Origin of the sequence: Sphingomonas sp. Leaf231 (assembly GCF_001421995.1) — a bacterium.
Lineage (GTDB): Bacteria > Pseudomonadota > Alphaproteobacteria > Sphingomonadales > Sphingomonadaceae > Sphingomonas.
In genome coordinates, this window is record NZ_LMLS01000003.1 from 28,762 (window position 1) to 42,054 (window position 13,293).

The 13,293-nt window shown below is 68.4% G+C and carries 15 protein-coding genes; 6 read left to right on the forward strand and 9 right to left on the reverse strand.

From position 1 onward, the window contains the following. Window positions 1–21 precede the first annotated feature (21 nt). Both ASE95_RS11460 and ASE95_RS11465 read right to left on the reverse strand, forming a co-directional pair. Window positions 22–1,179, reverse strand: a complete 1,158-nt coding sequence (locus ASE95_RS11460) for an SGNH/GDSL hydrolase family protein (protein WP_056636324.1) — start codon at window positions 1,177–1,179, stop codon at window positions 22–24. A 1-nt stretch (window position 1,180) separates the two neighbouring features. Further along, window positions 1,181–1,447 (reverse strand): spike base protein, RCAP_Rcc01079 family, encoded by a 267-nt coding sequence (locus ASE95_RS11465; protein WP_056636326.1) that lies wholly within the window; start codon window positions 1,445–1,447, stop codon window positions 1,181–1,183. Between the two features lie 190 nt (window positions 1,448–1,637). Here ASE95_RS11465 and ASE95_RS11470 point away from each other — a divergent pair, with 190 nt between their 5' ends. Further along, a complete protein-coding gene (locus tag ASE95_RS11470) occupies window positions 1,638–3,758 on the forward strand; it encodes a metallophosphoesterase (RefSeq protein ID WP_162234683.1) in 2,121 nt (706 codons plus the stop codon). A gap of 53 nt (window positions 3,759–3,811) precedes the next feature. Here the strand turns inward: ASE95_RS11470 and ASE95_RS11475 are convergent, their stop codons facing one another. From ASE95_RS11475 to gnd, 4 genes are read right to left on the reverse strand one after another with little or no spacing between them, the layout of a single operon-like run. Continuing rightward, window positions 3,812–4,135: a hypothetical protein gene (locus tag ASE95_RS11475; protein ID WP_235528290.1), complete on the reverse strand. Its 324-nt coding sequence runs from the start codon at window positions 4,133–4,135 to the stop codon at window positions 3,812–3,814. A gap of 4 nt (window positions 4,136–4,139) precedes the next feature. Next, window positions 4,140–4,886 (reverse strand): HAD-IIB family hydrolase, encoded by a 747-nt coding sequence (locus ASE95_RS11480; RefSeq protein ID WP_056636330.1) that lies wholly within the window; start codon window positions 4,884–4,886, stop codon window positions 4,140–4,142. Beyond that, a complete protein-coding gene (locus ASE95_RS11485) occupies window positions 4,883–5,689 on the reverse strand; it encodes a Cof-type HAD-IIB family hydrolase (RefSeq protein WP_056636332.1) in 807 nt (268 codons plus the stop codon). The genes ASE95_RS11480 and ASE95_RS11485 overlap by 4 nt, the downstream gene beginning before the upstream one ends. Continuing rightward, the gene (gnd, locus tag ASE95_RS11490; RefSeq protein ID WP_056636333.1) at window positions 5,689–6,672 is read right to left on the reverse strand and encodes a phosphogluconate dehydrogenase (NAD(+)-dependent, decarboxylating); all 984 of its coding nucleotides are present in this window, start codon (window positions 6,670–6,672) and stop codon (window positions 5,689–5,691) included. The genes ASE95_RS11485 and gnd overlap by 1 nt, the downstream gene beginning before the upstream one ends. A gap of 83 nt (window positions 6,673–6,755) precedes the next feature. Between gnd and wecB the strand changes: the two genes are divergently transcribed. After that, window positions 6,756–7,886: a non-hydrolyzing UDP-N-acetylglucosamine 2-epimerase gene (wecB, locus tag ASE95_RS11495; RefSeq protein ID WP_156348013.1), complete on the forward strand. Its 1,131-nt coding sequence runs from the start codon at window positions 6,756–6,758 to the stop codon at window positions 7,884–7,886. Between the two features lie 94 nt (window positions 7,887–7,980). After that, a complete protein-coding gene (locus ASE95_RS11500) occupies window positions 7,981–8,760 on the forward strand; it encodes a sulfite exporter TauE/SafE family protein (RefSeq protein WP_056636336.1) in 780 nt (259 codons plus the stop codon). A 4-nt stretch (window positions 8,761–8,764) separates the two neighbouring features. Here ASE95_RS11500 and ASE95_RS11505 read toward each other — a convergent pair whose 3' ends face one another. From ASE95_RS11505 to ubiA, 3 genes are all read right to left on the reverse strand, one after another. Beyond that, complete coding sequence (locus tag ASE95_RS11505) at window positions 8,765–9,547, reverse strand: 3'(2'),5'-bisphosphate nucleotidase CysQ (RefSeq protein ID WP_082450099.1); 783 nt, start codon at window positions 9,545–9,547, stop codon at window positions 8,765–8,767. Beyond that, window positions 9,540–10,886, reverse strand: a complete 1,347-nt coding sequence (locus ASE95_RS11510; RefSeq protein ID WP_056636338.1) for a TldD/PmbA family protein — start codon at window positions 10,884–10,886, stop codon at window positions 9,540–9,542. Before ASE95_RS11510 ends, ASE95_RS11505 begins: the two co-directional genes overlap by 8 nt. 66 nt (window positions 10,887–10,952) lie before the next feature. Beyond that, the gene (gene ubiA, locus ASE95_RS11515) at window positions 10,953–11,885 is read right to left on the reverse strand and encodes a 4-hydroxybenzoate octaprenyltransferase (protein WP_235528291.1); all 933 of its coding nucleotides are present in this window, start codon (window positions 11,883–11,885) and stop codon (window positions 10,953–10,955) included. 39 nt (window positions 11,886–11,924) lie between these two features. Here ubiA and ASE95_RS11520 point away from each other — a divergent pair, with 39 nt between their 5' ends. From ASE95_RS11520 to ASE95_RS11530, 3 genes are read left to right on the forward strand one after another with little or no spacing between them, the layout of a single operon-like run. After that, the gene (locus ASE95_RS11520) at window positions 11,925–12,320 is read left to right on the forward strand and encodes a DUF2147 domain-containing protein (protein WP_056636344.1); all 396 of its coding nucleotides are present in this window, start codon (window positions 11,925–11,927) and stop codon (window positions 12,318–12,320) included. Then, entirely contained in the window at window positions 12,317–12,481 is a 165-nt protein-coding gene (locus ASE95_RS18035; RefSeq protein ID WP_200918811.1) for a hypothetical protein, read from the forward strand. Before ASE95_RS11520 ends, ASE95_RS18035 begins: the two co-directional genes overlap by 4 nt. Next, a complete protein-coding gene (locus ASE95_RS11530; protein ID WP_056636347.1) occupies window positions 12,481–13,221 on the forward strand; it encodes a 16S rRNA (uracil(1498)-N(3))-methyltransferase in 741 nt (246 codons plus the stop codon). The genes ASE95_RS18035 and ASE95_RS11530 overlap by 1 nt, the downstream gene beginning before the upstream one ends. The last annotated feature ends 72 nt before the right edge of the window (window positions 13,222–13,293 follow it).

The window sequence follows — 13,293 nt, forward strand, 5'->3', positions numbered from 1 at the left end:
TATTCTTCGAAGGTCAGCCGATTACAGGATCGCGCGTGCGATTGCCGCCGCCTGCACGTCATAGGCCCAAGGCGATTCGTGCAGGCTGTCGGTGAAGGCACCGCTGGCCTGCGCGACGGCGCGTCCGCCCAGTAACGCTTCCTCGTCCACGAACAGGGCGTCGATCTCGAACGCCAGCGCGCGCAGCGCCGTGCGCCATTGCGCGCGCTCCGAATCGCCGCCGCCCGTAGGGCTGGTGCCGCCGACCGCCGGCCATGCCAGGATCACGCTGCCCGTTAGCCGCGCCTGCCGTGCGATGGTGCGGATGTTCGTCAGCCAGTTTGCCATCGGCTGTTTCTGCGCCAGATCATTGGTGCCGAGATTCACGATCGTCAAATGCGGCGCATAGGTGGCCAGCGCGGCGGCCGGCGACCACGGACCCGTCGTGTCGGCCTGAAAGGTCGAGGTGACGCCGAACACCCCGAAATTGACGATCTCGATCCCCGGACGCGCGCTGTCCCATGCGACCAGACCCACCAGTTGCAGATTGCCGGTGGTGCCGGTGCGTACCACCATGATCGGATTGGCGTCGCGGGCCTGGAAGGTGACCTCCAGCCGCGCGAACCCGCCGACCGGGCCGGACGGCGTCAGCGGGACGCTCTCGCCGCCCTTGCGCACGCTGAAAGCAGGGCGGTCGCTGCCGTTGCGGATGAACACCGAGCAGCGATCGACGGGGCCGGCGGGCTGGAATTGCGCCGGGTTGGAGTTGTTCGTGCTCATCGCCGCCCCACCCAGCGAGTTGCCGCCGCCGCCCCAACCGGAAAAGCCGCTTCGTCGCGGGTCGTAAATCAGCACGTCGGCGATGCTGGCCAGTCCAGCGCAACCGAAGAAGGCGTCGGCGCGGATCGGCAGCCCCCCCGCCGCGAGCAGTGCCGAGACACGTGCGGGCCGCGCACGCGCGAATGCGCCGGCCGTGCCGGGGCCGGGGCCGGTGCCGGCACCCGCGCCCATCGTCTTGCTGTCGCCGACGAAAGCGATCCGCGCTGCATCGGCCATGCCGCTGCGTAGGCGCCCGCGCGCCGCCGACCACGCCAACAAGGCGGCGGGCGATGCAGCCTCGACGGATGGCAGCGCCACGCCGATGCGCGCCAGCGCAGCAACGCTCACCGCGCCGCCGATCGATCCCGAAGTCCGCGTCATCTCAGGCCTCCGCGATCAGGTGGGTAGCGGTGGTGCCGGTCGCGCGGACGTACAGCGCGCGGACCGCGACGTAACTGGCGTCGGGCAGGTTGCGGTACGTGACGTCCTCCGATCCGCCCACGCCACGCAGCGTGATCGTGCCTCCGCCGCCGACGTAGATCCCCTTGGGAACGTTGGGCAGCGGCGTGACGTCATCGGGAACGATCGCGAATGGCGCGGTGGCGGGGGCCACCGGGCTGTCGTTGTTGTTCTGGAACCGGTCGGGCATCGTTCACGTCCTCCAATATCGGGAACGTTCCATTTATGTTCATAGGTTACTTGTAGGACAGCCCCTCGTACAGCGGTGGGCACCCAGGTGTTTTCGATTGGCGGCGAAGCGCTTAGGCTTTAGCGTCCTTGTGCCATCCCGCCATCAGGCGCGGTCGGCAAGCCGCCATGACCAGGAAGTGCGTTACACGATGGCCCGATCGCTGACCCTCGATGCCGGTGACCTTGCCCCGGCAGAGCCTGTCCGGCCACCGGCCCGGCCAGGTACGATCGGCGCGGATGTCTCGGCCACACCGCCGTCCTCCGACGACAAGGTCGTGCTGGCGTTGTTTGCGATCGGCGTGATCGGCAATGTCGTGCTGCAGAAATTCGCATGGCCGTTGAAGGCGGGCGGGTTCGTGCCGCTGGTGTTGCCGCTGTTCGTCGGCGCGATCGTCGCCGCGCCGATCCTGCTGCGGCCGCGTTTCGATCCGGTCCGGATCGGCGGGTTCTTCCTCGCCTTCCTCGTGGCGTCTTTCTCGACCTTCTTCCTGGCACCGCGTTACAGCGCGTCCAGCCTTATGCTGTTCGCTGCGCTCTATGCGCCGTTCATGATCCAGTATGAGACCAGCGCGGCCAATTACCGGCGCTGCATGAACCTGTTCGTCGCGGTGATGTTGGGCTTCGTCGGCGTCACGCTGGCCCAACATCTGATCCAGCTGGCCGCATCGTTCCGTGCCTGGCCGAACCTGAACCTGCTGGTCCCGGCTCCGTGGCTGGTGCCCGATTACAATTATATCCAGCCGATCATCTACGGCTCGCGTTTCATGAAGCCCAATGCGGTCGTCTTCCTCGAAGTGTCGCTGCTGTCGCAGTTCATCGCGCTGGCGCTCGCGGTCGAGCTGACGCTGTTCCGGCGACCGATCCGGCTGATCGTGCTGGCCAGCGGGCTGTTGATGACGATGGCGGGTACGGGCGCGTTGTTGATGGCGCTGACGCTGCCGGTGCTGCTGGGCCGGATGCGGTTGCGCAATGCCGTCGTGATGATCGCGATCCTGGTGCTGGTGTGCCTGGTCGCGTTCCGGCTCGGCTGGTTCGACATCGTCAGCTCGCGCATGGACGAATACAAGCAGAACGGCTCCAGCGCGAACATGCGCTTCATCCTGCCGCTGGAGCGGATGGTGGAGTTCCTCCACGATCCGCGCGGGCTGATCGCCGGGATCGGCGCGGGCCAGATCGAGAAGGGGCGCAACTTCATCTGGTGGCCCTTCACCAAGGTGGCGATCGAATATGGGTTGCTGAGCGCGATCCTGTTTTACGCGTGGGTGATCTACTGCCTGTTCCGGCGCGCGCCGGACCGTGCGCTCGCGTTCGTGCTGGTGGTGTGGTTCTCGTTCGAGGGTACGCTGCTGACCGCGCACAACGTGCTGTCGCTGGTGTTGTTCGGAACCCTGCTGCGCGTCGCGCCCGAACAGGGCCGGCGTCGGCGTTCGAAGGAGCCTGTGCCCGAGACAGCGGAGGCGGCACCGGTCCGTCGCCGACGGGTCGAGCCGATGCCGCCGGCGGCACCGGCCGGCGACGTCACAGGAGAGGCGTTGATCGCATTGCTTGGTACGCCCGATACCGGTGGGCGGCTGATCTACGCGATCGGCGACCTGCATGGCCGGGTCGACCTGTTCGACCGGTTGATCGGTCGCATTCGTGCCGACATCGCCGCGCATCCCGGCGGGTACAGTGACCGCCCGATGATCGTGCTGCTGGGCGATTACATCGATCGCGGTCCGGCCTCCGCACAGCTTATCGAGCGGATCCTAGCCCTGTCCACGGACGAGGCGATCGAATGGCGTTACGTACTCGGCAATCACGAGGACGCGATGGTCGCGTTCATCGACGAACGGAGCAGCGGGCAAAGCTGGGGCCGGCACGGCGGCGCGACGACGCTCGCCTCCTATGGGGTGAAGGCACCGGACGATGCGAGCGGCTGGATGACGGCGCGCGAGCAATTGCGCGCGGCGGTGCCCGCGTCGCATGATGCGTGGCTACGCGGGCTGGAGCATCATATCGTGCAGGGCGAACTGATCTTCGTCCATGCCGGGCTACGCGCAGGGGTGCCTTTGGCCAAGCAGCGGTTGAAGGACATCCTCTACATTCGCGAGGAGTTCCTCAGCACCCCTGTGGATGGCGGGATGCTGATCGTGCACGGCCATACGCCGCAAGACGAAGCTTATGGTGCGGCGGGGCGGATCTGCCTGGACAGCGGCGCCTATGCCACCGGCGTGCTGACTGCCGCGCGCTTCGATGGCGGGCCGGTCCGATTCTTGACGACGCGGTGACGGTGCAGGTGCGATAGCGCCGTCGCGCGGCGCTACGTCTCCGATGACGATCCTCAGCGTCGCCGCAACGGACGCATCGGCCGCAGCCGGACCGCGAGGCAGATCACCGTCGGCCAAAAGAGCGTGTTGATGATGTCGGGGATCGTGTCCCACCAACGCCAGCTGTGATAATGGAGGCGGTCGAGCACTTCGTTCGCCATTTCGGCCGCCACGACCACCGACAACGGGATGAGGGTGCCGAGCGAGCGCCGCGTCACGATGCGCGCGATCATCAGCACCGCCATCCCGGCGTGGATATGCAGGACGGTATCGGTCGTACCGGTACCGTCCCCGATCCACGTGATGAAGCGGGCGTACAGTCCCGGAAGGTCGATCACGCGCCTACTTCTGGCAGGCGACGATCGCGGTCACGACACTGATGGTTTCCTGCGGATCGCGCACGCGCACGCAATCGACCCCGGCTTCGTGCGCCGGATAATCGTTGCCGCCGGGGAAAATCGCGTCGCCGATGAACAGCATGTCGTCGAGATCAAAGCCACTTTCCGCGGCCAGCTTGCGCAGGCCGTAGCCCTTGTCAACGCCTTCGCGCGTGATGTCGATCGAGGTCGCGCCGCCCATGTTGATCGCAAGGCCGGGCAGCCGCTTGCGCAAGTCGGCCTGGATGACCTTGCGCTTCGCAAAGTCGGGATCCCAATGTTCCTTGGCTTCGAGCGGGGCTTCCTGGCCAAGTGCGGAGAAGGTGATCTGGCTGCCGCGATCCTCGATCCGCTCGCCCCAGGTCTGCTCGGGGACGAAGCCAGTCGCCTCCAGCGAGTCACCGAACGCGGTGATGATCTTCTGCTTTTCGGCGTTGTCGAACAGTTCGGCATAAACCGTCTGCCACGTGCCGTTCTCATAGGTGAACAGCTTGGTGCCCGTCGTCGGCATCAGCCACAGCCGCGAGCGATCGGCACGGGCAGGCAGGCGGCTGGCGACCTGCTTGTCGAATTGCGGCCAGTCTCCGCCGGAGATGACCGCTACGTCCGCAACCGTCAGCAATTCCGCCAGCGTCTCGCCCATATCGTCCTTCAACGGTTGCTTGCTGAGTGCCAGCGTTCCGTCCAGATCGAAGGCGACGAGCTTCTTCATTCGGTATCTCCGCGCGGCAGGATGATCGTGTCGATGGCGTGCGCTACGCCATCCGCGTCGTTCGCGCGAGTGGTCTCGTGCGCGGCGGCCTTCACCGCGTCGGGGGCATTGCCCATCGCGATCGACAGCCCGGCGCGCGCCAGCATCGGCAGATCGTTCGCCTGATCGCCGATTGCAACCGTATCGGCCAGATCGATGTCCAGCGCGTTCGCGAGCGCCGCGATCCCATCCCCCTTGTTGGCAGTGATTGCCGTCACGTCTAGGTAATAGGTTTGCGATTGCGCGACGGTCGCCCGCTCGCCGAATGCGGCATGGACGCGTTCGTAAAGCGCATGCAGCCTTTTTTCATCATCGCTGACGAACGTGACCTTGTCGGCGTGATCGAGCAGATTGTCGAACGATTCGACCACCACGGGCTCCTGCGCGCTGCTGTGCCGCTCGCTTTGCGTGTGCGCGCCGTCGCCGTCGCTGGCGTACCACCGGTCGTCGGCGAAGACCCAGATGTCGACACCATCGGCCATGTCGACGACGCCGCGCGCGACCGCAGGGGAGAGCGTGACATGGCTGACGATCGTGCCGTCGCGGCGGAACACAATCCCGCCGTTGAACGCGGCGACATCACCATCGAGGCCGAGTGGCTCCAGCAAGGGGCGAATGCCCGACATCGGCCGCGCGCTGATCACGGTGAAGCCGATTCCGGCCGCACGCAACCGGTCGACTGCGGCGATCGTGGCCGGGGTGAGGTGCTTGTCCCGGTCGACCAATGTGCCGTCCAGATCCGACACCAGCAGGCGGATCGGCATTATTGCGGCATCTCGACATGCCCGCCGAAGCCGAAGCGCATTGCCGACAACACCTTTTCACCGAACGTGTGCTCGACGCGGCTGCGGTAGCGCGCGAAGAGCGCGGTGGTCAGCACATGGGCGGGTACTGCTTCCTCCATCGCGGCCTCGATCGTCCAGCGACCTTCGCCCGAATCGGCGACGTTGCCGGAGAAGCGCTCCAGCATGCCGTCCTCGGACAAGGCGTCGGCAGTCAGGTCGAGCAACCACGAGGAGATAACGCTGCCGCGCCGCCAGACCTCGGCAATGTCGGCCAAGTTCAGGTCGTAGCGCTGATCCTCCGGCAGCTTGTCGGAAGCCTTGCCCTTCAGCACGTCGAATCCTTCGGCATAGGCCTGCATCAAACCATATTCGATGCCGTTGTGGATCATCTTGACGAAATGCCCGGCACCCGCGGGACCGGCGTGGATGTAGCCGTGTTCGGCACGTGTGTCGGCCGCATCGTCCGTGCGACCGCGCGTGCGCGGGATCGTGCCGGTGCCGGGCGCCAGCGCCGCGAAGATCGGGTCGAGATCGCGCACCACCTGGTCGGGTCCGCCGATCATCATGCAATAACCGCGCTCTAGCCCCCACACGCCGCCAGACGTGCCGACGTCGACATAGTGAACACCTTTTTCCGCCAAAGCCTTCGCCCGGCGAATGTCGTCCTTGTAGAAGCTGTTGCCGCCGTCGATGACGATGTCGCCCGCCGCGCTGCCCGCTGCGATCCGGTCGACCATCCCGTCGGTGATCTCGCCATGCGGCAGCATCACCCACCAGATCGCGGGGCTGCCGGCCTTCGCCCGCGCATCGTCGACCGACGTGGCCGCGATCGCCCCTTCGGCCGTGAGTTTCGCAACAGCGTCCGCGTCACGATCGTAGGCGACGATCTCATGCCCGGCCTTCATCAGGCGGCGTGCCATGTTGCCACCCATCCGGCCGAGGCCGATCATTACCACTCGCATTGCGTAACTCCTCGCTTGCCGCATAATCGTCCTGGCCGGCGCTTGGTTCCGACCGCGCAACAACCGTCTGGAGCTGCCGGCCCGTGCCACACCCCCGCTTGCTCGTGATCTTCGGCACCCGTCCCGAGGCGGTGAAGATGGCCCCCGTCGTCGCCGCCTTGCGCACGTATCCGGAGGTCACGACGCGGGTGCTGGTGACGGGGCAGCACCGCGAACTCCTTGATTCTGCACTCGCGGCGTTCGGGATCGTTCCGGATGTGGACCTGAACCTGATGCGCGACGGCCAGGCGCTCGATCAATCGCTGGCGGCGATGCTGGTCGCGATCGGCACGGCGATCGACCGCGAGCGCCCCGACCGGGTGGTGGTGCATGGCGACACACTTACCACGCTGGCGGCGACGCTGGCCGCGCACTTGCGGCGTGTGCCGGTCGCGCATGTCGAGGCGGGCCTGCGCAGCGGCGACCTGTCGGCACCTTGGCCGGAGGAGGGCAGCCGTCGCGTGACGGGGGTGATCGCGGACCTGCATTTCGCACCGACGACCGCAGCGGCGGCGGCGTTGCGTGGCGAGAACGTGCGTGCGGAAACCGTTCATATGACCGGCAATACCGTCGCCGACGCACTGCGAATGATGCAGGCGCGGATCGCCGGCGATCCCGCAATGGCGGCGGGGGCCGATGCGGTCCTGGCGCGCTTCGGGGGCAAGCGGATCGTCACCGTCACCGCGCACCGGCGAGAGAATCAGGGAGCGGCGCTGGGCCAGATCGCCGACGCATTACTCAGACTGGCTGGTCGCGGCGACCTGGGGATCGTCGTGCCGCTGCATCCCAACCCGGCCGTAGCGGCGATCTTGTCGGACAAGGCAGGTGCATGCGGCGCTATCGCGCTGGTGCCGGCGCTCGACTATCCTGCGTTCGTGCGGCTGATGGCGGCGAGCACGCTGGTCCTGACCGATTCCGGCGGGGTGCAGGAGGAAGCGCCGGCGCTCGGCGTGCCGGTGCTGGTGCTGCGCGACGTTACCGAGCGCCCCGAAGCGGTGGCGGCGGGCGGCGCGCGACTGGTCGGAACCGCGACGGCACGGATCGTGGCGGAGGCGTCGAAGCTACTCGACGATCCGGCAGCTTATGCAGCGATGGCGGTGGCGCGGCATTGCTATGGCGACGGTCATGCGGCGGAGCGGATCGCCGCGATCCTGGTGCGCGAGACCGCAAGGTGACCACGACCGCGCCTTCGCGACCCCAAGCTTTTCTGCGCTTGCCGGGCCGGCATCCGTCGACGCAGGACGGATCTATGAAGAGGGGCAGGCAATTGTGGACGCGCTGAGTACGCTGGCGGGGTTTCTGGTCGGCGCGATCGTCGGGCTGACCGGGGTGGGCGGCGGATCGCTGATGTCGCCGCTGCTGATCCTGATGTTCGGCGTCGCGCCCGCCACCGCCGTCGGCACCGACCTGTGGTTCGCGGCGATCACCAAGATGGTCGGCGGTACGATGCACCACCGCCAGAACAATGCCGATTGGGCGATCGTGCGGCGGCTGTGCTGGGGCAGCCTGCCCGCGGTGGCGATCACGCTATGGTGGCTGTGGGACCATGACCAGAAGGCCGAGAGCGGCGGGTTGATCGTGCGCGTGCTGGGCGCCACGCTGGTGATCTCCGCATTGCTGACGCCGTTCCGCACGATGCTGGCACGGCGCTTCGCCCGGGCGGAAGGCCCGCGCGCGACCGCATTCCTGCGTTGGCAACCGGCGCTGACCGTGGCGGCCGGGGCGTTGCTGGGGACGCTCATCACGCTGACGTCGGTGGGCGCGGGTGCGCTGGGCGCGACGTTGCTGCTGATGCTCTACCCGTTTCGGCTGAACGCCAAGCGGCTGGTGGGCACCGACATCCTGCACGCGGTGCCGGTCGCGCTGATCGGCGGGATCGGTCATGCGGTGATCGGCAACATCGACTTGCCGTTGCTGGGCAGCCTGTTGCTGGGATCGGTGCCGGGGGTGATCGTGGGCGCGAAGCTGACCGATCGCCTTCCCGAACGGGTGGTGAAGCCCGCGCTGGCGCTGGTGCTGCTGATCGTCGGGATACGGTTGTTGCTGTGATGGCTCAGCCGAGCGCGGCGCGCACGCGGCCCGACAGCCGGGCGACCGCCGCATCGTGGATACCTGGGGTGCTGACGAGCACGCCGTAAGCGCGCGGATCGGCCTTGTTGAACGCAAGCGGCGCGCCCAGCGCATCGCTGACCGATGCGCCCGCGGCGCTGGCGACCAGCACGGCGGCGGCAATGTCCCATTCGTTGCCCCAGCGCAGCGTGGCGACCAGATCGGCACGGTCGGCCGCGACCATCGCGACCCGCAACGCGATTGAATTGGGCTTTTCGACCGCAGTCAGATCCCGATCGGCCTTGGGCAAAGCGTCGACGGGCACGCGTGCGCCCGGCAGCACGTCGCGTCCGCCCACCGTCACCACCGCGCCGTTGCACGTCGCGTCGCCATCGGCGGTCGCGCGCCACACCTCGTCACGGGCCGGCGCATCGAGCACGCCGATCACCGGCCGACCATCCTCGATCAAGGCCACCGACACGCACCAGCCGGCACGGCCGCGGATATAGTCGCGCGTGCCGTCGATCGGATCGACCACCCACACCCGCCGCCGCGACAGGCGATCGGGATTGTCGGCGGTTTCTTCCGAAAGCCAGCCCGCGTCGGGAAGCAGCGCGCACAGTCGCGCGTGGAGCATGTGGTCGACATCCAGATCGACCTCGCACACCGGGCTGCCCGGTTCCTTTTCCCAGCGCGCGAAATCCGTGCGCCACCGCGACATCGCCATCTGCGCCGCCTCGCGCGCGATCGCGGCGACCGCGTCCGAGAGAGCCGCGAGATTAGCCACCGGCGATCGTCATGCCGTCGATCCGCAGCGTGGGGACGTTGACGCCCTGACGAAAGACCAGATCGTTGGCGGGGGTCAGCGCAAGGTACATGCCGAGCAGGTTGCCCGCGATCGTGAACCCGGCGACCGGCCCGGCGATCTGGCCGTCGCGGATCGCGAAGCCCGCCGCGCCGCGGCTGTAATCGCCGGTCACCGGATTGACGCCCTGACCGATCAGTTCGGTGACGTACACCCCCTCCGCGATATCGGCGATCAGCGTCGCGACCGGCACCTTGCCCGCCTCCATATACAGGTTGCTGGTCGAGACGCCCGGTGCGCCCGCGATACCGCGCGCGGCATGGCCGGTCGGTTCCAGCCCGAGCTGCCGCGCCGACGCGCTGTCGAGCAGCCACGTTTCCAGCATGCCCGCCTCGACGATCGCGACCGGCGACACCGGCAACCCCTCGCCATCGAAGGGGCGCGAACGCAGGCCGTGCGGGCGATGCGGATCGTCGCGGATCGTGACGCCGGGCGCGAAGACGGCGGTGCCCAGCGCGTCGAGCAGGAAGCTGGTGCGGCGGGTGATCGCCGTGCCCGAGATCGCGCCGCTCAGATGGCCGACCAGGCTGGCGCCGACGCGCGGGTCGAACACGACGGGCATCGTGCCGCTGCCCAGGTTGCCCGCGCCGAGCCGCGCCACCGCCCGCTCCCCCGCCAGGCGGCCGATCGCCTCCGGGGCGTCCAGATGCGCGCGGTGCCGGGCGGAATGGAAGGCGTAATCGCGCTGCATCGCGCCGCCTTCTCCGGCAATCACGCTGGCCGACACGCTGAAGCCGGTCGTGGCATAGCTGCCCGCAAAGCCGTGACTGGTGGCGAGCGCCCAGACGCTGGTCGACGCGCCCGCGCCCGCGCCCTCGCTGTTGCTGACGCCCTCCACGCTGCGCGCGGCATCCTCGGCGGCAAGCGCGGCGGCGCGCAGATCCTCGGGCGTGCAGGGGTGCGCGTCGGCAAGGTCGAGCAGCGGCGGCGCGCCGTGCAACAGCCGCTCCCGCGGGGCAAGCCCGGCCCAGCGATCCTCCGGTGCCTCGCGCGCCATCGCCACCGCACGCTCGACCAGCGCATCGAGCGCGGCGGTCGACAGGTCGGAGGTCGAGACGCTGGCCGAGCGTTGCCCGACGAAGACGCGCAGTCCGAGGTCCTCGCCTTCCGAGCGACCAACGTCCTCCAGCTTGCCGAGGCGCACCGACACCTCGGTCGATCCGTGGGCGGAAAACACCGCATCTGCGGTGTCGGCACCGGCGGTGGCGGCGCGGCGGACGAGGTCGTGCGCGCGTTCCTGCGCCTGATCGGGGGTCAACATCGTAGCGACTTTATAGGCGGAAGGAGGTGGTGGCCATATCCACGCTTCAACGCGCCGCGCCGCGGATTAGATGCGCGTGCCGACCGCGACGCACGCCAGGAACATCAGCAGCCCGGCCGTCCGGTTGCTGCGGAAGCGATCCAGCGCGCCCGTGCCGTCGCCATCCCGCAGCGTCGCGACCTGCCAGCCGAGATGGGCGGCGATCGGCACGAGCGCGGCGAGCACCAGCGGATCGGTGCGCATCTGCCAGAACGCCGCCGCCCACAGCGCCAGCGCCAGCGCGTAGCAGATCGTCACCCCGGCGCGAACGTGGCGGCCGAGCGCCAGCGCGGAGGAGCGGATGCCGACCAGCGCATCGTCCTCCCGGTCCTGCAAGGCGTAGATCGTGTCATAGCCGACCACCCAGAAGATCGTGCCGGCATAGAGCAGCAGGCCGGGCAGCGTCAGCGTGCCCCATGTCTCCGTCCAGCCGACCAGCGCCGCCCAGGAAAAGACCAGCCCCAGCCACGCCTGCGGCCACCAGGTGATGCGCTTCATGAAGGGATAGGCGGCGACCGGCGCGATCGCGGCGAGCGAGACGATCGCAGCCGAAAGGTGAAGCTGGAGCAGCACCAATAGTCCGACAAGGCACAATGCCAGCAGCCATATCCATGCCGATTTCGTCGATACCGCGCCGCTGGCGAGCGGGCGGTCGCGGGTGCGCGCGACGCTGGCGTCGAGGTCGCGATCGACGATGTCGTTGTAGACGCACCCTGCGCCGCGCATCGCGATGCTGCCCAGCAGCAGCCATATGATCAGTACCCAGCGTTCGACCGCGCCGCCGGCCAGCGCGACGCCCCATGCGCCCGGCCAGAACAGCAGCCACCAGCCGATCGGACGGTCGAACCGTGCGAGCGAGGCGAACATCCGCGGGCGCGGGGGCAGGAGCGAGAGCAGCCCGCGATGCTGGCTGTCGGGAACGATGTCGGTCACGTCGACCCGGATAGCGCCTGCGGCCACGATCGTCAGTGCCTTATCTTGGCCCTTTACGGTCCCTAGATGACGAAGATGATCGCGATCCTCGCCCTGCTCGCCGCCGCTGCCAGCGATCCGCTGGCCGGCACCTGGCGCAACGCCGCCGACAGCGTGCGCATCCGCGTCGCACCGTGCCGTGGCGAGCCGGGGATGTGCGGGACGGTGGTGTCGGCAAACGCGAAGGCGAAGGCGGATGCCGCCGCGGCGGGGACCGACCGGCTGGTCGGCACGCCGTTGTTCCGCGGCTTCGAGCGCGACGAGGACGGGACGTGGACGGGCAGCGTGTTCGTTCCCGATATCGGGAGCGAGGTCGACGGATCGCTGCGGCTGGAGGGACGCGGCACGCTGGTGGCCGAGGGGTGCCTGTTCGCGGGGTTCGGCTGCAAGGAGCAGCGCTGGACGCGCATCGCCGCGAAGTGATCCACCTGTCGGTCGCGATCGGCCGGTTTTTCGAGGCGCTGTTCTATGCCATCCTGCGCGTCGCCGGGGTGGTGACGGGCGCGGTGCTGGGCATCGCGCTGGCCGGTGCGCTGCTGTTCCTGCTGGCGCGGGTATTGATCGGATGGGGAAGGAAGAAATGATGGGGGCGGTGCCCGCCTGGCCGCCGCGCTCGACGCCGCGGCTGTTCGTCGAGACGCCGCTGGCCGCCGGGCCGTTGACGCTGTCGGGAGCGCAGGCACATTATCTGGTCGCAGTGATGCGCACGAAGCCGGGCGATCCGGTGAAGCTGTTCGACGATGCAAGCGGCGAATGGCTGGCGACCGCCGGCGTGGTGGGCAAGCGCGACCTGACGCTGGACGTGACCGAACGCCTGCGCGAGCGGGAGGCGGTGCCGGACCTGTGGCTGGTCGCCGCGCCGCTGAAGAAGGGGCGGGTCGACTGGATGGCGGAAAAGGCGTGCGAACTGGGCGTCGCGCGGCTGGTGCCGGTCGTCACGCGCCGCACCGTGGTGGACAAGCCGAACACCGACCGGCTGCGCGCCCATATGATCGAGGCGGCGGAGCAATGCGGGCGGACGGCGGTGCCCGAGGTTGCGGAAATGGTGAAGTTGCCGGCGCTGCTGCGCGACTGGCCCGGGGGCCGCGCGCTGTTCTTCGCCGACGAAACCGGGGGCGCGCCGGCAGCGGAGGCGATGCGCGCACGGCGTGGGCCGGCGGCGATCCTGATCGGGCCGGAAGGCGGGTTCGACGACGACGAACGCGCGGCGATCCGGGCGCATCCCGACGCGGTCGGCATCGGGCTGGGGCCGCGTATCCTGCGCGCGGATACCGCGGCGGCGGCGGCGGTTGCGGTGTGGATGACCGTGGCCGGGGACTGGTAGGCCGCGCGCGATCGGACGCCGATACTCGGGTGCAATGCGCGCTTTATCCACCGCAAGCCGATCCACCCTAGC